The organism is Mycobacterium sp. NPDC004974 (assembly GCF_053600815.1).
Map to the genome: position 1 here is coordinate 288,714 of NZ_JBSGAQ010000001.1, position 26,568 is coordinate 315,281.

25 protein-coding genes are annotated in these 26,568 nt (G+C 66.1%); 14 read left to right on the top strand and 11 right to left on the bottom strand.

The window, feature by feature from the left end:
- Positions 1 to 10 precede the first annotated feature (10 nt).
- Positions 11 to 637 carry a TetR/AcrR family transcriptional regulator gene (locus ACWEFV_RS01415; RefSeq protein ID WP_450068809.1) on the top strand — a complete coding sequence of 209 codons (627 nt, stop codon included), beginning with the start codon at positions 11 to 13 and terminating at the stop codon, positions 635 to 637.
- A 113-nt stretch (positions 638 to 750) separates the two neighbouring features.
- Positions 751 to 1,857: a 23S rRNA (adenine(2503)-C(2))-methyltransferase RlmN gene (rlmN, locus tag ACWEFV_RS01420; protein WP_450068810.1), complete on the top strand. Its 1,107-nt coding sequence runs from the start codon at positions 751 to 753 to the stop codon at positions 1,855 to 1,857.
- Between the two features lie 94 nt (positions 1,858 to 1,951).
- On the opposite strand, the gene ACWEFV_RS01425 is transcribed toward rlmN, so the two are convergent.
- The 4 genes from ACWEFV_RS01425 to ACWEFV_RS01440 all read right to left on the bottom strand — a co-directional run bounded on the left by ACWEFV_RS01425 (position 1,952) and on the right by ACWEFV_RS01440 (position 5,717).
- Entirely contained in the window at positions 1,952 to 2,359 is a 408-nt protein-coding gene (locus tag ACWEFV_RS01425) for a nuclear transport factor 2 family protein (protein ID WP_450068811.1), read from the bottom strand.
- Positions 2,356 to 3,840: an aldehyde dehydrogenase family protein gene (locus tag ACWEFV_RS01430; protein ID WP_135453671.1), complete on the bottom strand. Its 1,485-nt coding sequence runs from the start codon at positions 3,838 to 3,840 to the stop codon at positions 2,356 to 2,358. Before ACWEFV_RS01430 ends, ACWEFV_RS01425 begins: the two co-directional genes overlap by 4 nt.
- Before the next feature lie 136 nt (positions 3,841 to 3,976).
- A complete protein-coding gene (locus ACWEFV_RS01435) occupies positions 3,977 to 4,534 on the bottom strand; it encodes a TetR/AcrR family transcriptional regulator (RefSeq protein WP_135453672.1) in 558 nt (185 codons plus the stop codon).
- A gap of 43 nt (positions 4,535 to 4,577) precedes the next feature.
- A complete protein-coding gene (locus ACWEFV_RS01440; RefSeq protein WP_450068812.1) occupies positions 4,578 to 5,717 on the bottom strand; it encodes a phosphotransferase in 1,140 nt (379 codons plus the stop codon).
- A 56-nt stretch (positions 5,718 to 5,773) separates the two neighbouring features.
- Here ACWEFV_RS01440 and ACWEFV_RS01445 point away from each other — a divergent pair, with 56 nt between their 5' ends.
- Positions 5,774 to 6,961 carry a CaiB/BaiF CoA transferase family protein gene (locus ACWEFV_RS01445; RefSeq protein ID WP_450068813.1) on the top strand — a complete coding sequence of 396 codons (1,188 nt, stop codon included), beginning with the start codon at positions 5,774 to 5,776 and terminating at the stop codon, positions 6,959 to 6,961.
- Here the strand turns inward: ACWEFV_RS01445 and ACWEFV_RS01450 are convergent.
- Together ACWEFV_RS01450 and ACWEFV_RS01455 are read right to left on the bottom strand one after the other, a co-directional pair.
- Positions 6,942 to 9,164: a glycoside hydrolase family 3 C-terminal domain-containing protein gene (locus tag ACWEFV_RS01450; protein WP_450068814.1), complete on the bottom strand. Its 2,223-nt coding sequence runs from the start codon at positions 9,162 to 9,164 to the stop codon at positions 6,942 to 6,944. The two genes, ACWEFV_RS01445 and ACWEFV_RS01450, sit on opposite strands and share 20 nt — an antisense overlap.
- Positions 9,165 to 9,200: 36 nt before the next feature.
- Positions 9,201 to 9,737, bottom strand: coding sequence for a TetR/AcrR family transcriptional regulator (locus ACWEFV_RS01455; RefSeq protein ID WP_450068815.1), 537 nt, complete (start codon positions 9,735 to 9,737; stop codon positions 9,201 to 9,203).
- An 87-nt stretch (positions 9,738 to 9,824) separates the two neighbouring features.
- On the opposite strand from ACWEFV_RS01455, the gene ACWEFV_RS01460 reads away from it, so the two are divergent.
- On the top strand, positions 9,825 to 11,081 hold the full coding sequence (locus tag ACWEFV_RS01460; protein WP_450068816.1) for a cytochrome P450: 1,257 nt from the start codon (positions 9,825 to 9,827) through the stop codon (positions 11,079 to 11,081).
- 1 nt (position 11,082) lies between these two features.
- Here ACWEFV_RS01460 and ACWEFV_RS01465 read toward each other — a convergent pair whose 3' ends face one another.
- From ACWEFV_RS01465 to ACWEFV_RS01475, 3 genes are all read right to left on the bottom strand, one after another.
- The gene (locus ACWEFV_RS01465; RefSeq protein ID WP_450068817.1) at positions 11,083 to 12,495 is read right to left on the bottom strand and encodes an NAD(P)/FAD-dependent oxidoreductase; all 1,413 of its coding nucleotides are present in this window, start codon (positions 12,493 to 12,495) and stop codon (positions 11,083 to 11,085) included.
- A gap of 127 nt (positions 12,496 to 12,622) precedes the next feature.
- Positions 12,623 to 12,970 carry a cupin domain-containing protein gene (locus tag ACWEFV_RS01470; RefSeq protein ID WP_450068818.1) on the bottom strand — a complete coding sequence of 116 codons (348 nt, stop codon included), beginning with the start codon at positions 12,968 to 12,970 and terminating at the stop codon, positions 12,623 to 12,625.
- Between the two features lie 295 nt (positions 12,971 to 13,265).
- Entirely contained in the window at positions 13,266 to 13,865 is a 600-nt protein-coding gene (locus ACWEFV_RS01475; RefSeq protein WP_450068819.1) for a TetR/AcrR family transcriptional regulator, read from the bottom strand.
- 167 nt (positions 13,866 to 14,032) lie between these two features.
- Here ACWEFV_RS01475 and ACWEFV_RS01480 point away from each other — a divergent pair, with 167 nt between their 5' ends.
- The 6 genes from ACWEFV_RS01480 to ACWEFV_RS01505 are packed head-to-tail and all read left to right on the top strand — an operon-like array spanning position 14,033 to position 20,980.
- Positions 14,033 to 14,992 carry an ABC transporter permease gene (locus ACWEFV_RS01480; RefSeq protein ID WP_450068820.1) on the top strand — a complete coding sequence of 320 codons (960 nt, stop codon included), beginning with the start codon at positions 14,033 to 14,035 and terminating at the stop codon, positions 14,990 to 14,992.
- Positions 14,989 to 15,840, top strand: a complete 852-nt coding sequence (locus ACWEFV_RS01485; protein WP_450068821.1) for an ABC transporter permease — start codon at positions 14,989 to 14,991, stop codon at positions 15,838 to 15,840. The genes ACWEFV_RS01480 and ACWEFV_RS01485 overlap by 4 nt, the downstream gene beginning before the upstream one ends.
- Before the next feature lie 38 nt (positions 15,841 to 15,878).
- Positions 15,879 to 16,823, top strand: coding sequence for an ABC transporter ATP-binding protein (locus ACWEFV_RS01490; protein ID WP_450068822.1), 945 nt, complete (start codon positions 15,879 to 15,881; stop codon positions 16,821 to 16,823).
- Positions 16,816 to 17,658 carry an ABC transporter ATP-binding protein gene (locus ACWEFV_RS01495; protein WP_450068823.1) on the top strand — a complete coding sequence of 281 codons (843 nt, stop codon included), beginning with the start codon at positions 16,816 to 16,818 and terminating at the stop codon, positions 17,656 to 17,658. The genes ACWEFV_RS01490 and ACWEFV_RS01495 overlap by 8 nt, the downstream gene beginning before the upstream one ends.
- Positions 17,655 to 19,304: an ABC transporter substrate-binding protein gene (locus ACWEFV_RS01500; protein WP_450068824.1), complete on the top strand. Its 1,650-nt coding sequence runs from the start codon at positions 17,655 to 17,657 to the stop codon at positions 19,302 to 19,304. Before ACWEFV_RS01495 ends, ACWEFV_RS01500 begins: the two co-directional genes overlap by 4 nt.
- Positions 19,304 to 20,980 (top strand): CocE/NonD family hydrolase, encoded by a 1,677-nt coding sequence (locus tag ACWEFV_RS01505; RefSeq protein WP_450068825.1) that lies wholly within the window; start codon positions 19,304 to 19,306, stop codon positions 20,978 to 20,980. The genes ACWEFV_RS01500 and ACWEFV_RS01505 overlap by 1 nt, the downstream gene beginning before the upstream one ends.
- Positions 20,981 to 21,043: 63 nt before the next feature.
- Here the strand turns inward: ACWEFV_RS01505 and ACWEFV_RS01510 are convergent, their stop codons facing one another.
- Positions 21,044 to 21,859, bottom strand: a complete 816-nt coding sequence (locus tag ACWEFV_RS01510; protein ID WP_450068826.1) for a thioesterase family protein — start codon at positions 21,857 to 21,859, stop codon at positions 21,044 to 21,046.
- Positions 21,860 to 21,868: 9 nt separating this feature from the next.
- Complete coding sequence (locus ACWEFV_RS01515; protein WP_450068827.1) at positions 21,869 to 22,768, bottom strand: SMP-30/gluconolactonase/LRE family protein; 900 nt, start codon at positions 22,766 to 22,768, stop codon at positions 21,869 to 21,871.
- A gap of 75 nt (positions 22,769 to 22,843) precedes the next feature.
- Between ACWEFV_RS01515 and ACWEFV_RS01520 the strand changes: the two genes are divergently transcribed.
- Genes ACWEFV_RS01520 through ACWEFV_RS01535 form a run of 4 tightly spaced genes read left to right on the top strand, consistent with a single transcriptional unit; the run spans position 22,844 to position 26,565 of the window.
- Positions 22,844 to 23,548, top strand: a complete 705-nt coding sequence (locus tag ACWEFV_RS01520; RefSeq protein WP_044517584.1) for a hypothetical protein — start codon at positions 22,844 to 22,846, stop codon at positions 23,546 to 23,548.
- An 8-nt stretch (positions 23,549 to 23,556) separates the two neighbouring features.
- The gene (locus ACWEFV_RS01525; RefSeq protein WP_450068828.1) at positions 23,557 to 24,786 is read left to right on the top strand and encodes a cytochrome P450; all 1,230 of its coding nucleotides are present in this window, start codon (positions 23,557 to 23,559) and stop codon (positions 24,784 to 24,786) included.
- Between the two features lies 1 nt (position 24,787).
- A complete protein-coding gene (locus ACWEFV_RS01530) occupies positions 24,788 to 25,756 on the top strand; it encodes a zinc-binding dehydrogenase (protein WP_450068829.1) in 969 nt (322 codons plus the stop codon).
- The gene (locus ACWEFV_RS01535) at positions 25,753 to 26,565 is read left to right on the top strand and encodes an HpcH/HpaI aldolase family protein (protein WP_450068830.1); all 813 of its coding nucleotides are present in this window, start codon (positions 25,753 to 25,755) and stop codon (positions 26,563 to 26,565) included. The genes ACWEFV_RS01530 and ACWEFV_RS01535 overlap by 4 nt, the downstream gene beginning before the upstream one ends.
- The last annotated feature ends 3 nt before the right edge of the window (positions 26,566 to 26,568 follow it).

Genomic DNA, 26,568 nt, shown 5'->3' on the forward strand with positions numbered 1-26,568 from the left:
GTTGGCTGCGATGAGTGAGGCTGTCGAGGTTCCCGGAAAGCGTCCTGCGGTGCAGCGACGCAGTCAGGTGACGGCTTCCCGGGTGCTCGATGCCGCGCTGGAAATCCTGGCCGAGTCGGGGGCGCAGGGCTTGACCATCGCCGCGGTCAGTGAGCGCTCCGGAGTCTCCAACGGCGCCATCTACCATCGCTTCGCCGACCGTCGACAGCTCCTGGTCGAAGCCCATGCCAGGTTTTTGAACCGGCTCAGCGAATCCAGCGAATACCGTTCGGCGCCTTGGTATCCAGCCACGGACAGGCAGGTGTTCGTATCGGGCTTCGTGGCCATGTTCTTGAGCGCTGTCGCGGACAATCGTGCTCTGCTCTTCGTCTTCGTCAGTCTCGGCCGGGCGGATCCGGACATGTGGGCGGACGGAGTCGAGTGGAGCCGGTCCTTGGCGCGGGATTTCGGCCGGGTGCTCACGGAGCGATTCGGGTGCAGCGCCGCCGCTGCCGACACCGCATTCCGGATGGTGTACTCCTACGCGTTTCTGCCGGCTGTGTTCGGCAGTGACGAAATTACTTCGGTTGCAATGGACTCGGCCGTCCGTGCCGAACATCTGGCGACCGCCGTGGAGGCTGTCTTGGAACGGCACTGATTGACCCTCTCGTGCACTCTCGCATCAAAACAGAGCGCTCACTCTGGTTTTAGAACACGTTACAACTCGGCGGTGTTCACGCGCAATGACGGTGCTGGGATACTGGACGTGTTATGTCTGCTGAAAGTAAGCCGTTACCGCTGGTCTTCGACGCCCCGCGACGTGCCATGCCGCCGCGGCACCTTGCCGACCTCGACCAGGACGGCCGGGCCGAGGCGGTCGCCGAGCTGGGGTTGCCGAAGTTCCGCGGCAAGCAGCTGGCCAACCAGTACTACGGCCGACTCATCGCCGACCCGCAGCAGATGACCGATCTGCCGGCCGCGGTGCGCGACCAGGTGGCCGAGGCCCTGTTCCCGACGCTGATCGATCCGGTGAAGCAGATCCAGTGCGATGCGGGGGAGACCCGCAAGACCCTGTGGCGTGCGGTTGACGGCACGACCTTCGAGTCCGTGCTGATGCGCTACCCGCAGCGCAACACCGTGTGCATCTCCTCGCAGGCCGGCTGCGGCATGGCCTGCCCGTTCTGCGCGACCGGCCAGGGCGGCCTCAAGCGCAACCTGTCCACCGCCGAGATTCTGGAGCAGGTCCGGTCGGCGTCGTCGGCCATGCGCTTGGAGCATGACGGTCGGTTGTCGAACATCGTGTTCATGGGCATGGGGGAGCCCCTGGCCAACTACAACCGGGTGCTGGCCGCGGTGCGGCGCATCATCGCCCCGCCGCCGAACGGCTTCGGCATCAGCGCCCGGTCGGTGACGGTGTCGACGGTGGGCCTCGCCCCGGCCATCCGGAAACTGGCCGACGAGCGCCTCGGTGTCACACTGGCCGTGTCCCTGCACACCCCCGACGACGAACTGCGCGACACCCTGGTTCCGGTGAACAACCGGTGGAGCGTCGACGAGGTCCTCGATGCCGCGCGCTATTACGCCGACGTCACCGGCCGGCGGGTGTCCATCGAGTACGCGCTGATTCGTGACATCAACGACCAGCCTTGGCGCGCGGACCTTTTGGGGAAAAAGCTGCACAGCAAGCTGGGGCAGTTGGTGCATGTGAACCTGATTCCGCTCAACCCCACGCCGGGCAGCAAGTGGGATGCCAGCCCCAAGCCGGTCGAGCGGGAGTTCGTCAAGCGGGTCCAGGCCAAGGGAGTGTCGTGCACAGTGCGTGATACCCGGGGCCGGGAAATCGCCGCGGCCTGTGGCCAGTTGGCTGCCGAGGGCTAGTTATTGCGCCGAGACTGCGCCCAGATCGCGTTTTTGCGGAAAATGGCGATCTGTACGCAGTTTCGGTGGGCTGTAGGCAGTCTCGGGCGCTGGCCTAACCCGGCGGGTTGGTGAACCAGAGATTCTCCTCGCGCAAGCTGCGGCTGCGCCAGCCGTCGGGCGTGCGCGCCAGCTCATGGTGGTAGTAGCCGCCGCACGCGCTGATCTGGGCCATCCCCGGCAGCTGCATGGGGTTGTAGAACATCGCCCGTACCGTCGCGGTGTCGCCGTCGGTTTCGAGGATCTCGATGTTGGTGATGTAGTGCATGCTCCACGGGATCACCCCGAAGTTCGCGGCGAACCAGTCGACGACTTCGTCGCGGCTGCCCACGGTGGCGCCTGCCGACGAGTAGTCGATGTGGGCGTCCTCGGTGAACACCGAGCGGTACAGCTCCCAGTCCTTGGAATCGACGGCCCGGGCGTACCGGTACAGCAGGGCCGAGATGTCGGAGTACTCACTCACTCGGGCATCCCGATGGTCTTCGACTCGAAGTACTCCTTGAAGCCTTCCTCGCCGTTGCGCCGACCCAGACCGCTCTGCTTGGAACCGCCGAACGGGCTGTTGATGCCGAAGTGGCTGCGGCTGTTGATGGTGACGTTGCCGGTCCGGATGCGCCGCGCGACGGCGAATGCCCGGTCCACATCTCCGGACGAAACCTCCCCGGACAGGCCGTAGATGGAGTTGTTGGCGATGGCGACCGCTTCGTCGTCGGAGTCGTAGGGCGTGACCGTCAGCACCGGTCCGAAGATCTCCTCCTGCGCGACCTGTGAATCGGGGTCGACGTCGGCGAGCAGGGTGGGCTGGGTGTAGTAGCCGGTGGGCAGGTTCTCCGGAACACCGCCGCCGGTGACCAGCCGGGCGCCGGAATCGATGCCGGATTTGATGAGCCCGAGCACCTTCTCGCGCTGGGTGGCGCTGATCTGCGGCCCCTGCATGATGCCCGGGGTCCACGGATCCCCGACCGGGAAGTTCTCCATCGCGCCCTTGAGGAGCGCGATGCCCTCGTCGTACCGGCTGCGGGGGAGCAGGATTCGGCTGGGCAGGATGCACGACTGCCCGCTCATGACGCAGGCCATCATCGCCGCGATCGGCAGGGCCGAGTTGAAGTCGGCATCGTCGAGCACGATGTGGGCGGACTTGCCTCCCAGTTCGAGCATGGTCTTCTTGACTGTGGAGGCGCCGGCGGCCAGTATGGCGCGCCCGGTCGCGGTCGACCCGGTGAAGGTGATCATGTCGACCCGCGGGTCCGCCGACAGTGCGGCGCCGACTTCGTTGGCATTGGACACGACGACGTTGAACACGCCGGCCGGGATGTCGGTGTGTTCGGCGACGATGCGGCCCAACTCGGTACCCGACCACGGGGTGAGCTGCGCGGGCTTGAGGACGACGGTGTTACCGGCCATCAGCGCCGGCACCGTCTCGGCGATGTTGAGGTAGAACGGCACATTCCACGGGGTGATCGCACCGACCACACCGACCGGCTCATAGGCGATCTTGCGGCGCGCCGGCCCGAGCTGGGTCTGGTGCACGCCGTTGTCGACGACGTAGTCGAAGTTCTTCCCGTGCTCAGCCCAGTGCTTGACCTCGCCGATCGGGTCCTCGATCTGCGAGCCCGTGACGGTCACCGGACAGCCGACCTCGGTGATCAGCACCCGGCGCAGCCGCTCCTTCTCGGCCTCCAGCGCGTCGTGCAGCTGCATCAGGCAGTGGTAGCGGAACTCGACGTCGCGGCTCCAGTCGGTTTCGTCGAATGCGCGGCGCGCGGCTCCCACTGCACGCTCGATGTCGGGCACCGTGCCGTCGGTCGCCTGGCCGGCCACCTGTTCGCTGGCGGGGTGGACAACGTCGAATTTCGCACCGCTGCCGGTGTATTGGAGCTCACCGTCGATGAGCATCCGCTCGTCACCGGCGAGCACGCCGGTGTCGCTCTGCACCTGAGTCATAGGAGACAGCTTTACAAAAATTGCGTGCCGTGTCACCCCTTTGAAGAAAGGATTGACCGATCGATAAGTCTCTGCGATCGTAGAGTCTTGTGGGCGCGAGGGCAGGAGGTGCGGAAGGTGAAGAGCGGAAGAGGGGTCAGTTTGCGTCGGGCTGTTTGATCCCGACGGCGTGACGTAGCTGTGCCAGGAATTGATCGCCGTCATCGCTGCGCACGACGTAGTGCGAGACTGCGACCCGGATCGCGGTGGCAGCCTTGACCGGGGCATTGGTGCCCGACAGGAGTTTGAGCAGCCGCGCCCGCATGAGCGGCAAGACGTTGGCCAGCTGTGTGATGACGACTTCGGGCTCGATGTCGATGAGCCGGACCCCGGAATACGACTGCTGGTACTGCACGATGAAACGCAGTGCGGCATCGAGTTTCTCATTGCCCCGCAGGCCAACGGTGGCGCGGCTCATGCCGTGGTCGAACATCTCACGCTCATAGGTGCCGAACGCGTCGAGAAGTTCCTGCTTGTCGGCGAACCAGCGGTAGAGCGTCGGCCGAGACACCCCGGCCTGCAGTGCCACCTCGGAAAGGCTCAGCTTGGTCTGGCCGCTGCGGGCCAGTACCTCGGCCGTTGCGACCAGGATTCGATGGCGCGTCGAGGTGTCTTCGGCTGATGTGCCCCGCTGCGCGGTTACAGGTTCATTCACGTCCAGGCCTTGGTTGATCGTGGTTCACCAAATGGTAGGACCATCACAGCAACTTCTTGAGTATTGCCACAGTCTCCAGGTCGGCCAAAGCTGTCACACCGCGTCTGGCGCCCTCCAGTGCGATGCCTTCGTCCTGCATGCCGCCGAGGCCCGCGGTGATGACGGGTGCGGCATACGCATAGATCGCACCGACGCGATAACGCTCCCACAACTCGTCGTGGTCGAGGGAGGGGCCGCCGGCCGCCGCCAGTGCGCGGCGGTACTCGTCGAGCAGGTCACGCTCGGCGGCCTGCCGGTCGGCCGTGGTCATGCAGGTGACCAGCGTGTACGCCAGCTCGCGGCCGGGATGGCCGCGGCGCACGGCCTGCCAGTCGAGCAGACCCGCCTCGCCGTTGCGGAAGAACAGATTGCCCGGATGTGCGTCACCGTGCATCACGGTATGCGGCGGGCGGTCCAGCAGCTGCGCCGCCGCGCGGTAGTTCTCGTCGATGAACCGGCCATCGGCCACCGGGATGTCGGTGTTCTCGGCCAGTCGTTTGGTCGACATCTTCAGTAGCGAGCCGGTCATCAACGAGGTGTGGTCACCCGACGCCGAGTACAGCCAGCCCAGCGGCCCGCTGCCGGTGCGGGCCGGCAGTTTGTCCCAGAATGCCGCGTGTACCCGGGCCAGCAGCTCAACCGTCATGGCGGCCCGGTCTCTGTCCAGCGGGTGCAGGGTGTCCGGGAACTCGCAGGCGCTCAGTGTCAGGTCCTCCAGCGCCAGCACGTACCGCCCGGTGAGGGCGTCGAAGGCCGCGCCGTAGGCGCGGGGAACTCCGGGCAGGCCGTCGGCCAGCTGTTGATAGAACCGAACCTCGGTGTGCCCCAGCCGGCCCAGCTCACCCATCATCCGGGTGGCGGCCGTTTCGGCGGGCATCTTGACGAACACCGATTCGGGTACCCCTGCTCCCGACAGCGCCAGCCGCGCGCGTGACGACGTGCCCGCATCGCCGCCGATCACCGACACCGATTCGACCCTGCGTCCGGTGAGCTCGGACAGGTAGGCCGCATCGAGATCGGCGATCCGGCGGGGCAGTGCCCGCATGCATCCGATCGCCGCATCGGTTGCGATACGTTGCACCCCGTGACCGATGTGCGCGGCCAGACCGGCGACGGGGACGAGGTGGCGGGCCGGTGTGAGCATTCGCCAAGTTTACAAATTTGCGACAAATTGTAAAGCGGTTTCGGGAAGGAGTGGTGATGGCGGGTCCGTTGGAGGGGTTTCGGGTCATCGAGTTGGGCGTCTGGGTGGCCGCACCGGCCGCCGGCGCACTCCTGGCTGACTGGGGCGCCGACGTCATCAAGATCGAGCCGCCGTCGGGCGACCCGGCGAGAACATTCGGCCGGATGCTCGGCCTGGATCCGGACCTGGGGGTGGCGGCCAACCCGCCGTTCGAGATGGACAACCGGTCCAAACGCAGCATCGTGCTCGACCTCGGTACCGCCGAGGGGCGGGATGCCGTAGGCGAATTGCTTTCCACCGCAGACGTTTTCCTGACCAACGTGCGGCCCGCCGCATTACGGCGGCTGGAACTCGACTTCGAGACCGTCGCGGCACGCAATCCGCGCCTGGTGTACGGGTTGATCACCGGATACGGACTGAGCGGACCCGAGGCGGACCGGGCCGCCTACGACGTCGCCGCCTTCTGGGCCCGCGCCGGGCTGGCCGACCTGCTCACCCGGCCCGGGGACACTCCGCCGTTTCAGCGCGGCGGGATGGGGGACCACTCCGCGGGGATGACGCTGGCGGCCGCGGTGTGTGCCGCGTTGCTCGCCCGAAACCGCACGGGGACTGGCCAATTGGTCAGCACCTCGCTGTACCGCCAAGGCGCCTACACCGTCAGCTTCGATCTCAACACGCTGCTGATGAGCGGTGAGCAGATCGCGATCGGCCAGCGTGAGGCGATGGCCAATCCGTGCATGAACAATTACACCGCCGGTGACGGGAGTCGGTTCTGGATCGTCGGGCTGCAGGGGGACCGGCACTGGCCCGCATTGTGTCGCGTGGTGGCCCGTGAAGATTGGCTGACCGACCCGCGTTTCGCCACGGCGCGTGATCGATACGTCAATGCCCGCGAGCTGATCGCCGATCTGGACGCCATCTTCGCCGAGCATCCGATGGAGCACTGGGCCACCCTGTTCGACGGTGAACCCGACTTCTTCTGGTCACCGATCAACAGTCTCGACGACGTGATCGCCGACGAACAGTTCCACGCCGCAGGTGGGATTGTCGAAGTCCCCGACGGGATTTCGACGGTGCCGATGGTGGCCAGCCCGGCCGACTTCTCGGCCACCCCGTGGCAGCCGCGCATGGTCGCCCCGGCGCTCGGCGCGCACACCGACGAGATCCTGGCCGAGCTGCGGGCGATCAGGATCGCTGAGCGTTGATTCCCGCGAGCAGTTGATCGAGCTGCTCGCGGGTGACCTTGCCTGCCGAGAAGGCGGCCATCCGCCCGATCGGCACCGATTCGAGCATCCGCAGCAGATTGCTGCCGAGTGCGGAATCGGCCGCTCCGAATGGCGAAGCGCTACCCAGCACCGTCAGAATCGTCTGCGCCGCCGCCGGGTCGGCGAGCAGCTCGCCCAGCGTTGAATCGCGGGTGAACGGCTGTGTCGGTTCATCGCCGGCCAACGTCACCGTCGCCGTCAGCCGAAGATCCCGGCTCGATGCGCCGACCGACACCGCGTACTCGCCGGGCTCGACATCCCAGCGCCCGGCAGTCGTGCTCCAGTACGCGAGATCGCTTCGGCTGACCGGGATCTCGACGGCACATTGCTCGCCCGGCTCGACCGTCACCGCGGTGAAACCGGCCAGCCACCGGACAGGCCTGCCGACAGCGGAGCCGGGTAGCCCGGCATAGACCTGCACCACCTCACGGCCTGACCGGGTGCCGGTGTTGGCCACCGTCAGCCGCACGGACAGTCCATCGCCGACGGCGTTGACCTCGAGGCCGGAGTAGTCGAACCGGGTGTAGGACAGGCCGTGGCCGAATGGGAACGCCACCGGCATGTCCCGCGTGTCATACCAGCGGTAGCCGACGAACATCCGCTCGCCGTAGACCGTATGGCCGGATTCCGACGGAAAGTTGAGGTAGGCAGGAGAATCCCGCAGCCGCAACGGCACGGTCTCGGCCAGCCGACCCGACGGGTTGACGACGCCGAACAGCACATCCGCCAGCGCGCCACCTCCGGCCTGCCCGAGCAGGGCACCGTCCACGACGGCCGGGGCCAGGCCGGCAACGGCGTCGAGGCGTACCACGCCGCCGTGGGACAGCACCACCACGGTGCGGGGCTGGGCCTCGACGACGGCGCGTAGCAGGTCGAGCTGAGCGGCGGGCAGATCGATGTGCTCGCGGTCGTAGCCCTCGGACTCCTCTTCGGAGGTGAGGCCGAGGAATACGATCGCGGTTTCGGCGGATTCGGCGGCGGTGACCGCGGCTGCGATGTCGCTTCCCGCACAATGGCTCACCGGGTGATCGCCTGCGAGCCTGCGGATCTCGTCCAGCGGGATGTCGAGGCGCGTCGGATTCACATGAGAACTGCCGCCACCCTGATATCTCGGCTCCTGGGCGAATCCGCCGATGACCGCCAGCGGTGACGGCGCCAGCGGCAGCAGATCACCGTCGTTCTTCAATAGCACGATGGCCCGCTGTGCCGCCTCGCGTGCCAGCTTGTGATGTGCATCGATATCGACCGCACTGAATGACGCTGCGGTGGTGCCTGTTTCGGTGACCCGCTGGGTCAGTCGAGCGACGCGCCCCGCGGCGCGCGCGACGACAGCCGGGTCCAGCTGCCCGGCGCGTACCGCGTTCACCACCTCAGCGTCGGAGACACCGCCGCTCGTCGGCATCTCCAGGTCCAGGCCCGCGGCCACGGCCGCGACCCGGTCCGCCACCGCGCCCCAGTCGCTGACCACCACGCCGTCGAAACCCCATTCGTCGCGCAGCACCGTGGTCAGCAGCCAGGCGTTCTCCGACGCGTAGACCCCGTTGATCCGGTTGTAGGAACACATCACGGTCCAGGGCTCGGCCTGGCGCACCACGATCTCGAATGTCCGCAGGTAGATCTCACGCAACGTGCGGATGTCGACGTCCGAGCTGGCCCGCATCCGGTCCTGCTCGGCGTTGTTCACCGCGAAATGCTTGAGCGATGCACCGACACCGCGGCTCTGCACCCCGCGCACCCACGCCGCGCCCAGCGCCCCCGAGAGCAGCGGATCCTCCGAGTAGTACTCGAAATTGCGCCCGCACCGCGGGTCACGCTTGATGTTGACTCCCGGCCCGAGCAGCACATGCACGCCGAGCGCGCGGCTTTCGTCGCCCAGCGCCCGGCCGACCCGCTCCACCAATTCGGGGTCCCAGGTCTGGCTGAGTCCGACCGCTGGGGGAAAGCAAGTTGCCGGCTCACTGCCGGAGAGGCCCAGATGGTCTGTGGCGCTGCCGGATTGCCTGCGTACCCCGTGCGGGCCATCGGTCAGCACAATCGCGGGTACGGGGCCGATCGCCTTGGTGGTCCAGAAGCTGGCGCCGCTGCCCAGCGCGGCCTGTTCGGTCAGGTCAAGCCCGACGATGGGATCAGCTGAGTCGGTCACCGAGCCCAGGGTAGCGCCGGCTGTGAAATGCCCTGGTCAGTGCTGATGTTTCCCTCTGGCGGCATGGCGTAACTGCGCGAGAAATTCATCGGCGTCATCGCTGCGCACCAGGTAGTGGCAGACCGCCACCCGCACCGCGGTGGCCGCGGCGATGTCGGCATCCGGCCCGGAAGTCAGCCGTTGCAGACGCTCCCGCATCAGCGGGATCACCTGGGCGAGCCGCTTGATGACATGTTCGGGTTCGATATCGACCATGCGCAGTCCGGGGTAGGACTGCTGATATTCGACGACCGTGCGCAACGCGGCGTCCAGGTGTTCGTCCTCGGGAAGGTCCTCGGAGGCCTTCGCCACGGCTTGTTCGTAGTGCTTGCGCTCCCACACCACGAATGCGTCGAGCAGTTCCTGTTTGGACGCGAACCAGCGGTACAGCGTGGGCCGGGAAACCCCGGCCTGCGAGGCGACCTCGGACAGGCTGAGCTTGGTCATCCCGTTGGCCCCGAGTACCTCGGCGGTGGCGGCCAGGATTCGCCCGCGGGTGCTGCTGTCGTCGTCGATGGACGATGTTTCCGCCATACCCACAGCTTTACAAACTATCGGCGAACTGTCACGCTGATTCGCGGCGCGACACCGTCGTCGGACGCCCGTGCAGGAGGGAACACCGTGACAGTTGCCAGCTCACCGCAGGCACGCGAATACAGCCCATTCGACATCACGTCGCACGATTTCTGGAGCCGGTCATTCGCCGAGCGTGACGAGACATTCGCGCAGTTGCGCGCCGGTGCGGGCCTGAGCTGGCATCAGCCGCTGTCGACGATGTTCGACGTCGAAGAGCCCGGATTCTGGGCGGTGACGCGCCGAGCCGACATCCAGTTCGTCAGCCAGCATCCTGAGCTGTTCACCTCGACCCAGGGTGTCGCGCTGGACCCGATGCCGGCCGACGTGCAGAAGTTCGCCACCTTCTTCCTGATGATGGATCCGCCTGAGCACACCACGTACCGGCGTCTGATCAGCTCGGCGTTCACCCCGCGCAATGTGCGCAAGATCGAGGAGCAGATTCAGCGCAACGCCGTCGCCGTCGTTGACGATCTGATCGGCGCAGGCGACGTCGACTTTGTCGAGGCGTGCTCGGCGCAGCTGCCGATGCGGACGATCTCCGACATGCTCGGTGTGCCCACCGCCGATCAGCCCGCGCTGGCCAAGGCCGCCGAGAAGCTGTTCAGCATGAGCGATGACGAGTACTCCTCGCTCGAAGAACGCGCCATGGCCACCATCAACGAGATCATGCTGATCTCGAGCACGGGGGTGGAGCTGGCCAAGTTCCGGCGGGCCAATCCCGGTGACGACCTGATGACCAGCATCGTCAACGCCGAGGTCGACGGGCACCGGCTGACCGACGAGGAGATCGGCGCGTTCCTGATCCTGCTGGCCTCGGCGGGCAACGACACCACCAAGCAGACCACCACTCACGCGATGATGGCGCTGGCGGCCAATCCGGACCAGAAGGATTGGCTGTTGGAGGATTTCGACAACCGGATCGGTCTTGCCACAGAGGAATTCGTGCGGTGGGCCACACCGGTGATCCAGTTCGCCCGGCATGCCACCGAGGACGTCGAGCTGGCCGGCCAGCAGATCAGGGCGGGTGACAAGGTGGGGCTGTTCTACTGCTCGGGCAACCGGGACGAGTCGGTGTTCACCGACCCGCAGCGTTTCGACCTGAGCCGCTCACCCAATCCGCAGGTCGGGTTCGGCGGTGGTGGTCCGCACTTCTGTCTGGGCAACCAGCTGGCCAAGACCGAGTTGCGACACCTGTTCCGCGAGTTGTTGACCCGGCTGAAGACCGTCGAATTCGGTGAGCCCGAACTGCTGTACAGCAGTTTCGTGCACGGCATCAAGCGCGTGCCCGCGCACGTCGGGTAGATCAGGAGTCGAATCCCAAACCAACCGCATCAAGGGTGCGCAGCAGGGCATTACGCCGGCCTTGATTGTGATCCGCTCGATTCAGCGCCCATCGGGTGGCGTTGATGCCAATCGAGGTCAGCGGTTCTGGCGGGAAGGGCAGTGGTTTGCGGCGCACCATCTTCAACGCGGTTCGGGCAGTGCACCGACCGTCAAGGTGATCGAGCATGACTTCGGCGGCGAAACGGGTTGCCCCCACCCCCAAGCCGGTGAAACCGGCCGCGTAGGCAACCCGCCCTCGGCGGGCGAGGCCGTGAAACGCCGCGAACTGCGTGCACGTGTCGATGGCCCCGGCCCAGCGGTGACTGAAGCGAATGCCCTCCAGTTGTGGATAGGTCGCGAGGAAGTGCGATGCGAGCGTGCGATAGGACTCGGGTCTGTCCTCGTAGCCGGCGCGAACGTGACGACCACTGTGATAGATGGCGTCATAGCCGCCGTAGAGGATTCTGTTGTCTTGGGTCAGCCTCGAATAGTGGAATTGATTGGCCAGATCACCGACGCCCTGGCGGTTGTGCCATCCGATCGAGTCCATCTGGGCCGTCGAGAGGGGTTCGGTCATCAACACGTAGTCGTAGACCGGCACGGTGCGCAGCCGGTTGCGGCGCAGCAGTGACGGGAACACGTTCGTGGCCAACGCGACTCGATCCGTGGTGACCGTGGTGCGCGGTGTGTGTACGCATACGGCGGTCGGGTTGTCGGTGTCGACTTTCTGCACCGGTGAGTGCTCGAAGACCTCGACGCCGAGTTCGGCGGCGACCCGCGCGAGTTCACGGGCGAGCCGGCCCGGATGCACGAGGGCGCAACCTTCTCGGTGCCACTCTGCGGCCAGATACAGCGGGCTGTTCACCTGTGCTCGGGTCTGTTCGCGGTCGAGGCGGAGCTGCGGATCCAGCCAGTCGATCTGATGCTGGTCGACTGCGACGCTGAGGGAACCCGGCATCTCCCACTGGCATTCGATGCCAAGCTCACCGATGTCGGCCTCCATGGCTGCGAGGTTCTCCATGCCCAGCCGTTCCAGCTGTTCGTACTCGCCGGGCCAGCGCGTCTGACCGTTGCTCTCGCCATGGGTGAGGCTGGCCTCGCAGAATCCGCCGTTGCGACCCGATGCCGCCCAGCCCGCGGTTTCGGCCTCCAGCAGCACCACGCGGGCACTCGGGTTGCGCCGCTTGGCCAAAACCGCGGTCCACAGCCCGAGGTAGCCGCCGCCGACGACGGTCAGATCGGCGGAGGTGGATGACGTCAACGTCGGATACGCGGTGTCATCGTCGGTGTCGTCGAGCCAGAACACCGACGCGACACTGTCTGCCAGCGCGGCGCTGACCACGCGGGCATCAGGAGCGTGGCGCTCGTATGCGGTCGAGTGTGTGGTGGGCATTGATTTCTCCTGTTCCTCGGTTCGGCGGCAGAGTTCGATCGGTGGCAGCGACATGCCTAGCGCTGCGCGGCCCAAAAGTTCGGCGGTGTCGTCAAATTCGGGACATCGCTGCGATCGGTCTGCTCGATCAGACGGTGACGTAGACCTTGCGCAGTCGTTCGGTCACCGTCCACACCGTGCGTGCACCCGCGGCTAGTCGGGCGACGTCGCCTATCTGCAGGTGAAGTGGGGCGGTGCCGTCGTCGAATTCGACGACGGCACGTCCAGCCAGAACAACGAACACCTCTTCTGCCTCAACGTCGCGCATCGTGCCTTCGGTCATCTCCCACACGCCGATCTCGAGCTCGCCGAGCGTCCCGAGTTCGGCGCTGCCCGTTTGGGGCCGGCCAAGAACCAGTTGATCGGTCGGGACGTCGGTCAGTTCGAGCGCGATCGTGCCCGCCGTGACCGAGCAATTGGATCCGAGGGCGGTCATGTGTTCGCCAGGCCCGGTGCCTGCGGTCGGTTCATCATCTGATCTCTCCTCGTTCTTGTTGCTCCGGGGGCAGTGCGGTCGTTCGGCGAGTGCCTGGTCCTGCGTGGTGCAGCTGATCGCGAAGCATGTTGTGTACCAAGGATTTAGTCTGCACGACACCGATCAGGTCGCGGCGTGGCAGTGTGTAAGGTTCGGCATCCGAGGTCTTACACTTTGTTGCCGGAAGTGGCTATCCTGCAGGGTATTTCACCCTGTCCGGTCTTCGGTCGAGCTTGTCGGATGCCACGGCTGTAGGTCAGACGGCGGACTTGGCGGTGAGGCCGAGCAACAGATCGGCCATCTGAAGGATGGCATGTGTGGCCCGCTCGGGCGGCCACTGCTCAGGATCCTCTGTAGTGGCGAAGTAGAAGCCTCGGATGGCCAGGTAAATGGCGTCGGCAATCGCGTCGGGGTCCGAGTCCGCCGGTGCCAGCTCCTGCACATCGGTGCGAATGAGTTCGTGGTGTTCGGCGGCGTCGTTGCGCAGCAATTCCGAAGCGCCGTCGCTCGACGCGCGTGACACCAGGTCGAGCCAAATCTGGCGGGCGGCCCGATCATTGTGCAATGTCGTGGTCGACCACCGAATTTGTTCCCGCAGTCTCGATCGCGGGTCGTCTTGCGCCCCGGCGATCGCCTCGGCCTGCTCACGTCGCCAGGCGGACAGTTCGTAGCGGACGGCGTTCAGCAGAAGGTCCGCCCGAGACTTGATGTAGTTGGTCACCACGGTGGTCGAACCGCCGAGCTCGGCGGCCACCGCGCGGATAGTCACGCCGGCGGGGCGCTCGCGTGCGGCGACCCGCAAGGTGGCCTCGGCGATCTGATCCAGGCGCGCAGCAGCATCGACTTCGATCGGCATGTGCGCTACCTCCCTGTCCCTTGACGAAGTGACGTGCGTTACGCCACACTATCGTACGCCGTTGTACAACAACGTTGTGTCACAGTGTTGCAGGAAACTCCGCTGACGCAACGTCGGGCCCGTGTTCTGTTGCGCCCGTTCGAAACTCGGAGAGGAGGCGTGCATCGGTGAATGCCTCGATTTCCCTGCGTTGGGTGGTCAAGCGCGTGATCGCGCTGGTCGTGACCCTGGCCGTGGGCAGTGTGCTCGTCTATGGCGCGATGTTCGTATCCCCAGGTGATCCGGCAACGCTGCTCGTCGGGGGTTCCAAGCCCAGTCCGGAGGCGTTGGCCGCGGCGCGAGCGGAGTTTCACCTCGACGAACCCTTCTTGCAGAGCTACGCCCGGTGGCTCGGTGGTGTGGTGCGCGGAGACTTCGGGGTGTCACTGATCAACCGTGCGCCGGTCGGCGAACTGGTTGCCAGCCGGCTGGGTACGACGGTCTTCCTGGTGGCCTATGCGGCCGTCTTCATCGTCATCGGTGGCGTGGTATTGGGAGTTCTGGCCGGCTGGCGTGGTGGGCGCACGGCGACGGCGATGACCAGTGTGACCACGGTCCTGATGGCCGCTCCGACGTTCGCCGTCGCGGTCATCCTGATCGCCGTGTTCGCCTCGGGATTGGGCTGGTTCCCGGTCTACGGGGGCGGGGCAGGGTTCCTGGACCAACTGTGGCACCTGACGCTGCCCGCTGCTTCGCTTGGATTCGCCTGGATTGCCTACGTCGCCAACATCACTCAGGAGGCCGTACGCCGGGAGATCACCTCTGAACACGTCGAGACGGCACGCAGTCGGGGCATCGCCGAGTCGGCGATCATCTGGCGGCACGTGGTGCGCAACGCATCGGGGCCGATCGTGGCGGTCAACGGGTTGTCGATCGCCGGGATCTTCGCGGCGACGTCGGTTGCCGAACAGGCCTTCGGGGTCAACGGCATCGGCTCCCTGCTGGTTCAGAGTGCAGCCCGGCAGGACATCGTGACCGTGCAAGCCGTCACCCTGATCATGATCGCCGCGTTCGTCGTGGTGAACACGCTGGTCGACATGTTGAGCGCGATGCTCGACCCGCGGCTGGCCGGGGGAGTTGCCGTATGAGCGCCATTCAACTCGCTCCGCGCCGGGTGCGTCGATCCGGTGACGGGTCGTTCACCTGGGTGACGTGGACATGTGTCGGCTTCTTGGCGATCGTCGTCGGCATGGCCGTCCTGGGGCCGTGGATCGCTCCGCATGGTGCGCTGCAGGTCGATGCACTGGACATTCACGCGCTGCCCAGTGCCAATCACCTTCTGGGCACGGATGACACGGGCCGCGACATCCTCAGCCGCATCATTGTCGGCGCCCGGCCGAGCCTGGTCGGGCCGGCCCTGGTGGTGCTCACCGCCGCCCTGGTGGGGACCCTGCTGGCAGTCATCGCAGCCTGGCGACGCGGCTGGGCCGATGCGCTCATCTCGCGAATCTTCGATCTACTGTTCGCTTTTCCCGGCCTGATTTTGGCCATCATCGCCGTGACCGTATTCGGCCGGGGGCTGCTGAGTCCGGTGCTCGCATTGGCAGTGGCCTACGTGCCCTACATCGGTCGGGTGGTGCGCGTCGCTGCATTGCGCGAAAGGTCACAGCCCTACGTCGCGGCCCTGCAGATCCAGGGGTTCTCACCGGTATGGATCTGTGTCCGACACGTCGTACCCAACCTGCTGCCCGTCGTGGTCGTGCAGACCAGCCTTGCGTTCGGCTACGCACTGCTGGACCTCGCGGCCATCTCCTACATCGGGCTGGGCGTGCAGCCACCCGATCCCGAATGGGGGCTCATGGTCGCCAACGGCCAATCCTCGATCCTGTCCGGATACCCACAGCAGTCCATCTTCGCGGGTTTGATCATCGTCGCAACCGTCGTGTGCGTGAACCTCGTGGGCACGCGGCTGGCGGCCCGAGTGGGGGGGCGATGATGACGTCGCTGTTGACAGTAGAGCGCTTGAAGGTGCAGGTGCCTACGCTCGATCGACCACTGCTGCGGGAGGTCTCGCTTCAGGTCGGTGTCGGCGAGGCAGTGGCGTTGGTCGGCGAATCGGGTTCGGGGAAGTCGCTCACCACCCGGGCGATACTGCGACTGCTTCCCCGAGGATCTGATGTCCAAGGTGTGATCGACTTCGACGGACTCGATGTGATGCAGTTGAGCGGCAAGGCATTGCGCCGCTGGCGCGCGACCGACGTCGGGATGATCTTCCAGGACCCCGAGGCGCACATCAATCCCGTGCGCACCGTGGGTGATTTCTTGTTGGAGGGCTTGGGTAATCGATTCGCCAACCGGCATGCGGCGTACAAACGCGCGATGGAAATGCTGCGGGAGGTGGGCATCAGTGATCCCGAGCAGCGCGCGCAACGACGGCCGCACGAACTGTCGGGCGGACTGTTGCAGCGGGTGATGATCGCATCGGTGCTACTCCGGCAGCCACGACTGTTGCTGGCCGACGAACCCACCACCGCACTCGACGTCACGACCCAGGCGGATGTCATGGCCATCATCGACGAACAACGTCATCAACGAGGGATGGCAATGCTTTTCATCACCCACGACCTGGATCTCGCCTCTGCGGTGTCCGATCGAATCGCGGTCATGTACGCCGGCGCCATCGTCGAACAGGCGCCGGCCGAAGCTCTGGTCGACACCCCGGCTCATCCCTACACCGCTGGCCTGTTGCGGTCGCGACCCGAGCTGGGCCGTGCGGGTGAGCTGCATCCCATCGCGGGGCGCCCCATCTCGGGAGCGGAGGTTGGGCAGGGCTGCGCGTTCGCGCCCCGATGTGCGGCGGCGATGGACGTCTGCCTGACCGAAGATCCTGAATTACGCCCTAGCGCAACTGGATCGGTGGCCTGCGAGTTGTGGCAGGATCGCCGAATCGCACACCCGACAGAGGTGTTGCATGTCTGAGCCGGTCTTGGCGATCAGCGCGCTGCGAAAGACGTTCACGGTCCGCAATGGCCGCAAGTCCGAGGACTTCGTGGCCGTGGACGACGTTAGTTTCAGCATCGACGAGGGCCGATCCCTGGCCGTCGTCGGAGAGAGCGGTTCTGGAAAATCGACGTGTGCCCGCATCGTCGTGGGACTGGAGACGCCGACGTCGGGATCGGTGATGGTCTGCGGCACAGCGGTCGACGACGACATGTCCCATGCCCGGCGTCGCGCGCTGGCCCGCAAGGTGCAGATGGTGTTCCAGGATCCTTACTCTTCGCTGGATCCGCGCCAGCGGATCGGGGATGCGTTGGAGGAAGTCATCCACCTGCATACCGACCTGAGTCGCTCCGCATCCGCTTCCCGAGCGCGAGAACTGCTGTCGCTGGTGGGCCTGGATGACCAGCGCTACGCCGATCATCCGCGCACGCTATCGGGTGGGCAGCGACAGCGGGTGGCGATTGCTCGCGCGCTGGCCCCCGGACCTCGTGTGCTCGTGCTCGACGAACCGGTTGCGGCACTGGACGTGTCGATTCAGGCGCAGATACTGCAGGTGCTGCAGGACGTGCGTGCAGCGACCGGTGTCGCGTTGCTGTTCATCACGCATGATCTCGCTGTCGCCGAATTCATGTGTGACGACGTCGTCGTCATGCGCTCGGGTCGAATCGTGGAGTCCGGCCCGATCCAAGACGTGCTGACGGCACCCCAGAATCCCTACACGCAGGCACTGCTGACGGCCGTGCCGCGGCGGGGATGGAAACCCACTCGTCGTGACCATTCGGTCATCGGTCCCAAGGAAAGGCCTGGAACATGAAGACGATCTGTTCGCCCACGCGGCGGTCCGCAGTGGCCGTCCTCGCCGTGAGTAGTGTGCTGCTTGCGGGCTGTGCAGGCAGTGGTGGTCAGCGTGACAACGCGTCACCACCGAAACTGCAGACCGCGACACCCGCGGCCGGCGGTGCGATCGACACCCTGCGGTGGGCGTTGCCCGAAGGCGAGCCGGCCTCGGTCGACCCTGCCAAGGTTGGCGACTACTCTCCGGCGGCAGTCGCGACGAACGTCTGCGAAAGCTTGGCGGCCTTCGACGCCGACTTCAACCTGCGGCCGAACCTCGCCGAGAAGATCACCAAACCTGACCCGACGACCTATGTCTTCGACCTGCATCCCGGTGTGACGTTCAGCAACGGTGATCCCCTGACCCCGGATGACGTTGTCTACAGCCTCAAACGCAATGCGGATCCCGAGGTGGGGTCCTTCTGGTCGTCCTACTACCAATCGGTGTCCTCTATCGATGTGACCGGCCCGAATCAGGTGACCGTCCGACTCAGCCGGCCCGACGTGTTGTTCGAATCGGCCATGGCCAGTCTGGGCGGAGCGGTATCTCAGCGAAAGTTCGTCGAACAAGCCGGAAACCGCTATGGCACACCGACCGGCGGGGTCATGTGTACCGGCCCGTTCACGATGCAGTCCTGGAAGCCCGGTGAGTCGATCACGCTGAAGCGGAACGAGACATACTGGGATCGCGAGCACGCCGCGAAGGCGGCGACGGTCGACTTCCGGATCGTCTCCGAGCCGAGCACCCTCACCACTGCACTCCAAGCCGGAGAATTCGACGGCGCCTACGAGTTGCCCGTCTCGACCCGAAGCGCGCTGGCCAACTCCACCACCGGCGTCGTGTACGACGGTCCCAGCACCCAAATGATCGAACTCATCCCCACCGAGAAGGCCGGGCCGATGAGCAATGTCGCCGTGCGGACCGCGTTGGACCTGGCCATCGACAAGAAGGCTCTCGCGCAATCGGTCTATGGCGGCGCAGCAGAACCGCTGAAGTCGTTCATCCCGCCGTTCATGTGGGGCTCGGGACCGGCGCGCTCGGTCTACCAACAGGCCTACGACAAGCTGCCCGACACCACCGAGGCCAACATCGAGGAGGCCAAGAAACTCGTCGACAGCGCCAGACTGACCGACCGGGCGTTCACCGCCGCCGTCGGCTCGGGTGACGAGGCCGGTCTGCGCACGCTGACGTTCGTGCAGGCGGCAGCCAAGGAGATCGGCCTGGACATGAAGATTCAACAGGTACAGCCCACCGAGAACTCCGAGATGTTCTACGACGAATCTGCCCGTGCTGCAGTCGATCTCCTGTATGCCAAGGGATACTCCGAGTTCGCCAATCCGCTTGCCTATGCGCCGGAGTTCGCTGTCGAGGGCGGGCTGTTCAACTGGACGGGCTACTCCGATCCGAAGGTTCATGACCTGCTGGAGCAAGCACGTCAAACCGACGACCCGCAGAAGTCGGCAGAACTGTTCACCGAGGCGCAAGCGCTGTTCGTCCCACAACAACTCGCCATCGCGCTGGTCTCTCCCAACGAGAGCCTGTTCCTGAAAAACAACATCAGCGGCGCCCCGGCTTCGTTCGCCTACATCGACATGCCATGGGCCGCCATGATCGGAGCAAAGTAGTGACAACAACACTCAATGCCGAAGTCGCATCGCAACCAGCGCCACTCGATCCACGGGCGGATCCGGTGATGGTGGCCATGCCCGACGGCGTCCGACTGGCCACCGATGTCTACCTACCCGAACCGACGACCGTGCCACGCCCCACCGTGCTGGTACGCCTGCCGTACGACAAGTCCGGCCGCTACACCTTCCTGCCGCAGATCGCCGCTCGGTTGACGGCACACGGATTCGCCGCTGTCCTGCAGGACGTCCGCGGAAAGTTTCGTTCCGAAGGTGAGCGCGACCCCTTCGTCAACGAGTCCGGTGACGGCCACGCGACCCTGGACTGGATCGTCGAGCAGCCCTGGAGCAACGGCATCGTCGGCATGATGGGGGACTCCTACTACGGTTTCACCCAGTGGGCGGCGGTTGCTTCGGGTCATCCGGCACTGCGGGCGATCGTTCCACGCGTCACGGGATCCGAGTTCTTCACGATGTTTTCCCCTGACGTGGTCCCGCGCATTCCGCTCTACGAGTGGATCGTGCACACGTTCTCCATGAGCGGCATGCTGGAACGACCGCTGATCGCCCGCACCGACGGCACTCGGTACGGGTTGCCCGAGGCCGCGTCGCAGATTGCGGACACGCTGGCGTCGTTGGTCGCCGGAAACGCCGACGGCTCCTTGATCACCCGCGCCTTCGGAGGGGGCAGCCCGGCGTCAGGACTGCAGATCCCGGCACTGCACATGGGCGGTTGGTGGGACAACCTTCAGCGCGATCAACTCGCCGACTGGCGACGTGTCGCCGGCGCGCCCGCAGCCGAGCACCAGTTCCTGCGTATGCGCGCCTCCGACCACGAGGACTTCCATCTGCACGAGGACCACGAACCGCACTTCGACCACGAGGTGGACGATGAGGCGCTGCGCAACTACCTCGACGTCATGATGGCCGAACCGCTGGCATTCTTCGATCACTACCTGCGCGAACGCCTGGGCCGCTGGCAAGCGCCGCGGGTGCGCTACGAGGTGGCCAACGCCGACTGGTGCGTGGCCGACCGTTGGGAATCGGGCGACACCACCGCGGTGAGCCTGATGCTGAGCCGCGCCGAGCTGGCGCTGTCGAGCAGTGACGGCGGGCAACTGTCACCGGCGGCGCCCACGGACAGCTCTACCGCCAGCTGGACACACGATCCGGACGCGCCCGTGCCGTACCTGATCGGCTCGGACTGGGGACAGTGCGCGAATCTGCCTGACGAGCAGGAACTTCACCTCCGCCCGGATGTAGCCACGTTCACCACGGCACTGCAGGGCGCACCCTTCGACATCGTCGGTCATGTCGCCGCCGAGTTGCATGTAGAGGCCTCCGGTCCGAGTACCCATGTCATCACCCGACTGTTGGATGTCTATCCCTCGGGCCGGGCTCGCGTGATTCTGGAAGGGGCCGCCGTCGCCCACACCGGGTCGGGCACCCAGCGGGTCACCGTCGACATGGGGGACACCGCCTATCGGGTGCGGGTCGGTCACCGACTGCGACTCGCGGTCATGTCCTCCTGTTTTCCGCTGTACCCGGTGCACCCGGGCACCGACGCAGACGTGTGGCATCCGACGTCGACGGCGAAGTCCACCCATCGACTCCACTGCTCGACAGCGGCGCCGTGCACGCTCACACTCCCCGTCCGGGGAGGGAGCCCGTCGTGACCTGAGCTCGGGCGGGTGGCTTCGTGTCTGCTTGTGTGGGAAGGGAACTCCTACCTCGCCGGTCTAGCGGGAGGGGCGTGGGCGGACCAGCACCGACTGCTGGATCGCGCCCACCGCGCCGGTCTGGTCGAACAGCGTCCCCACTGTGGCACCGATGCCGTCGGGGCCGTAGCTGGTGTCGGCGCGGATGCCGATCCACTCCCCGTCGGGCACCCGGTGGATGTGCACGACCAGGTCGGTGTTGAGGAATGTCCACTTGCGGATGTCGATCTTGGAGCCGATGCCGTTGGCGTCATCGGCCACCGCGAACAACCGCTGCAACGGTGTCATCGGCTCGCCCTTGACCACGTCGACCGTCGGCTTGAGCCAGGACCCACCCGGGCCGGGCGCCTGCGGCACGGTCAGCCAGCGCCAATCCACGCTGTGCACGTAGTTGGTCTCCCAGTTCTTGGCCATGTCGCGGCCGCGGGCCTGCTCCAGCGGCGGTAGCGGCTCGACGCCGGTGTGGGTGAGCGCGGTGGTGTCCAGTTGCAACATCCGCCAACCGCTGGCCCGCGCCACCACCCGGGGAGCACCGTCGGGTCCGGGTGCCAGCATTTCGGCGCTGACCAGTTCGATCTGCTTGCCCGGCCGTTCCAGCTGTGCGCGCACCCACAGGTCGCCTTCCGACGGCACGCCGCCCATCAGATCGATGGCGACCCGGCTCAACCGGGTGTCGGCGCGGTACTCACAGCGTTCCAGCGCCCGCACCAGCAACGCCGACACCGGCGCACCGTGCTGGATGGCCGCCGACCAGGTGCCGCGGGCCATGTCGGTCGCGCGGAACCTCTCACCGGCCGCGTCGTTCTCGTCGATCAGTTCGTAGTAAGAATCAGACATATCTACCGTTCAGTGGTGATGATGGGTGTCGTGATCGCCCGGTGCGGGGGTTTCGACCATGAGCGCATCGACCCGCGACAGTTTGGTGCCGATCAGGCGTTCCGGATAGGCGTCGGTGGTGGTGACCAGGAACAGGGTGCGTCCCTCGGCGCCGCCCAGGGCGCACGCGATCGCGGTGCGGCCGTCGGCGTCGACCCGGTGCGTGACCGTCGCCTCGCCCTGTCCGTCGGCGGCGAAGCGCTGGAACTCCTGCGCCAAGGTCAATGCCGCCCACACCCCGCCCTCGACGTCGATCGCGAGGCCGTCCGGCGGGCCGTCGAGCCCCTCGGCGAACACCCGCCGGTCGACGAGGCCGCCGTCGGCATCGATCGTGAAGGCGCTCAGTCGTCGCGCGGTGGACTCGGCGACGATCAGGGTGGTGCCGTCCGGGGTGATCACCATGCCGTTGGGAAAGTCGAGATGTTCGGCGACCACGGTGACCTGGTCATCGGGGTCGATGCGCACGATCACCCCGCCCCGACCCTCCCCGTCGCTGCGCTCGCCCCCGATGCGGGCCTGGGATCCGACATAGGCCCGGCCGTGCGCGTCGACCACCATGTCACCGAGGGCCGCGGGGGCCAGGTCGCTGAGGTCGGCCAGCAGCTCGACGGTGTCGCCGTCGTAACGCAGCACCTGGCGGCGCTCGGTGGACACGATCAGCAGGGTGCCGTCGGGCCGAAAACCCAACCCGGAGGGCGAATGTCCGGGGACGGGCAGGGCGGTCATGGAGCCTGACAGCGTGACCGTGTGTACCGCCTCGCCGAGCATGTCGGAAAACCACAGCAGGCCCTCGAACCAGCGCGGCCCCTCGCCGAAACAGAAACCATGCGCCAGTTGGGTTGTCCCGGTTTGTTCGGTTCCCGCCGTCATGTCCTCGCACCTTTACAAAACACGCCTCAAGTGTCACGCTCGCATGGTGCCACTGTCAACTATCGGAGCGTCGTGATGAAGAAGTTCTACGGCCACACGCTGCTGTATTTGCACGAGACCATCGACCTCGGGTCGGGTAGGACCGACCAATTCACGGAGACCTTCGGTGAGGTCTACCGGCCGATGATGGAGGACCTCGGCGCCCGATTGTTCGCGATCTGGGAAACCACGCCCTACAACGGGCACTGGCCGCAGGTGACGATCATCTGGGAGATCGACGCATTCGCCGACTACGCCCGCATCGGCAAGGCGCAGGCGGTCGGCGGCAGTCATGAGAAGCCCGCACTCCAGTGGGCGGCCTACCTGTCCGAGCTCGGGGCCCGCGGCGAGGGGCGGATCATGTACGCCGGCAAGTACAACAGGACGCTCGCGCAGCTCCAGGAGGCGAACTTCGGTGCGGGCCTGGTGATTCAGGAGATCATGGAGACCAAGCCCGGGCGCCAGGACGACTACATCCGGGAACTCGAGCGGTTGTATGTGCCGTGGTCGGAAAGCACCGGCAAGCGCTGGCTGGGCTCGTTCATCACCACGTTCCGGTTCAACGAGGTGATCCACTACTGGGCACTCGACGACGACTGGGACTGCTTCGAGAATCATTACCCGTCGTGGAAGGGCAGCCCGCCCGCGGAGATCGTCACCTGGATGAGCGTGGCCCCCGCGCTTCGTGACGGCTGGGAGGATTCGATCCTCTCGGCCCTGCCGCCCTCACCGCTGAAGTAGAGGCGGCCATGAATCAGCCTGTGCTGCAGGACTTCACCTACGATCCGTTCGATCCGGACGTGATGGCCGACCCGCTCCCGTACTACCGGATCCTGCGCGACGAGTACCCGGTGTACTACATCGACAAATGGGACACGTACGCGCTGTCCCGGTTCGACGACATCTGGAACATGCTCGGAGTCAACGACGGAACCTTCGTCGCCTCCGAGGGGACCCTGCCGGCCGCGAACGTGCTGGCGCACCGCAACGACGGCCCGGTGCCCGATCCGCCGCTTCATCCCATGCCCTTCCACGCCAACTTCGACTCTCCGCTCTACGAGAACGTGCGGCGGTGTACGTCGGCGCAGTTCCGGCCACGCTCGGCGGCCAAGCTGGCCGAGAGGATCCGGACGTTGGCCAACGAACGTCTGGACGAGTTGCTGCCGCGCGGCACGTTCGACCTGACGCAGGACTACGGCGGCATCGTCGCCGCCGCAATGGTCTGCGAGTTCGTCGGACTACCAGCCGATCTCGCACCGGAGGTGTTGGCCACGGTCAACGCGGGCAGCCTCGCGCAACCCGGGGAGGGGGTCGAGGTCGGCAACGCCCGCCCCGGCTACCTGTCCTACCTCACCCCGATCATCGAGCGGCGGCGCGCGGCAGGTCATGACGGCAGCGTGCCGATCGCCGATGCCCTGATCGACTTCCGGCTGCCCGACGGGTCGGCCTTCGGGGACATGGAAGCCGCGGTGCAGATGCTCGGCGTGTTCATCGGCGGAACCGAAACGGTCCCGAAGATCACCGCGACCGGGCTGTGGCAGCTGCTGCGGCACCCCGACCAGTTGGCCGCGGTGCGTTCCGATCTCGACGGCAATGTGCCGGTCGCCCGTGAGGAGATCATCCGGCACAGCGCCCCGGCGCAGTGGTTCGCCCGAACGGTGCGGCGGCCCTACACCGTTCACGGCACCACCATCAATCCCGGCCAACGTGTCATCACGCTGCTGGCCTCGGCGGCCCGCGACGAACGGGAATACGACAATCCGGACGACTTCGTGTGGAACCGGCCCATCGAACGGCTGTTGTCGTTCGGCCACGGGCAGCATTTCTGCCTCGGCGTACACGTGGCCCGGCTGGAGATCACCATCATGATCCAGGAGTTCCTCAAGCGCGTGCCCGACTATCACATCGACGAGACCGCGGCGTCCCGACCGCCGTCGAGTTTCCAGTGGGGCTGGAACAACATCCCTGTGGAGGTGTGACGTGTGGTCGTATCGGCTCGTCGCTCCCTATGTGTTTGAGCGGAAAGATATTTCAGAACCATCGCCGGAATCGTTGACCGACGGCCAAGTGCTGCTCGACTTCCTGGCCGCCGGGATCTGCGGCAGCGACCTGCCCGGATTCCGTGGCACCCAAGGCAAGCTGCCGGGGGACACCGGATGCTGCGCGGCGGAGATGAACGGCTTCCCGATCCACGAGATCGTCGGCGAGGTACTGGCCAGCCGCCATCCTGACCACCGCCCGGGGGAGCGCGTGGTGGGTTGGGCGTCGGGTTTCGACGGTCTGATGGGCCGCGTGATCGCCGACGGAGCCGGGCTGGTCTCCTACGACCCGGCACTGACCCCGGAACTGGCCGTCGGCCTGCAGCCGCTGGCATGCGTCCTGTACGCCGTCGAGCAACTACCGGATCTGCAAGGCCGCCACGTCGCCGTTATCGGACAGGGCTCGATCGGCTTGCTGTTCTCCTATGTGGCAAAGGCTTTCGGTGCCGCACGGGTCACCGGGGTGGACCCCGTGGACCGTTGCGCGGTGAGCGCCCACTTCGGGGTCGACGACGCGATCCGGGCCACGAGTGACCGTTGGGTCAGGCACCTGGGGCCGGACGGCAAGCCCGACATCGTCATCGAGGCCGTCGGGCATCAGGTCGCCACGCTCAACCACGCACTGGATGCCGCCGCGTTCGGGGGCACGGTGTTCTACTTCGGGGTGCCCGACGACGACAGCTATCCGATCAGCATGCGCACCATGTTGCGTAACAACCTCACCCTGAAATCCGGTGTCACACTCGACCGTCAGCGTGTGCTGCGCCGGGCCGACGACTTCGCCCGGGAGCATCCCGACCTGTTGCCCCGCTACGTGACCCACACTTTCGGCTCGGACGATGTGCAGGCGGCGTTCGAACTGGCCTGCCGTCCGGTGCCCGAGCGCGTCAAGATTGCGATCACCCGATGAACCCCAGTCGATTGCAGGACGCGCTGGCGGCCAACGCCCAGGTCTGGGGTGGCTGGGTCGTGGGGCCGACGATCCTCGGTCCCGAGGAGTTCGCGGCGGCGGGCTACCACTATGTCGGATTCGACGTCCAGCATGGGTATCTCGATGACGCGGACGTAGCCCTGCTGTTGCGACGGCTCGAGCATGTGCCGATCGCCACGGCGGTGCGGTTGCCCTCGGCCGACCCCGCACCGATCGGCCGGGTGCTCGACGCGGGCGCCGACGCGGTGATCATCGCGATGGTGGAATCCGCCGACCAGGCCGCCGCTGCAGTCGCGGCCACCCGATACGCCCCCGCCGGGGTGCGCAGCTTCGGGCCGCTACGGGCGAGCCTCGGACACGACACCGTCGAGCTCGAGGCCCGGGTGAGTGTATTCGCGATGATCGAGACCGCGCGGGGCCTGGCCGCCGCCGAGGAGATCTGCGCGGTACCCGGCCTCACCGGGATCTACGTCGGCCCGGCGGACCTGGCCATCTCGATGGGATACCAACTCTCCGACGCCTGGACGCACCCCGAGGTGCGAGCGGCGATGGTCACCGTGCAGACCGCCGCCCGCGCGTCCGGACTGGTCGCCGGAATCCATGCCGGGGCAGGAAAACTCGGAAAAGCGATGGCCGACTTCGGTTTCCAGATGATCACCTTGGCCTCGGAATCCCAGGCGTTACGCCGCGGTGCCGCCGAGCACCTCAACGAAGCAGCAGGAAACGCCGGTGGTCCGTCCGCATCCGGGCAGGCCGCGACCGGCGCCGAACGAGGAGGCTACAACTGAACG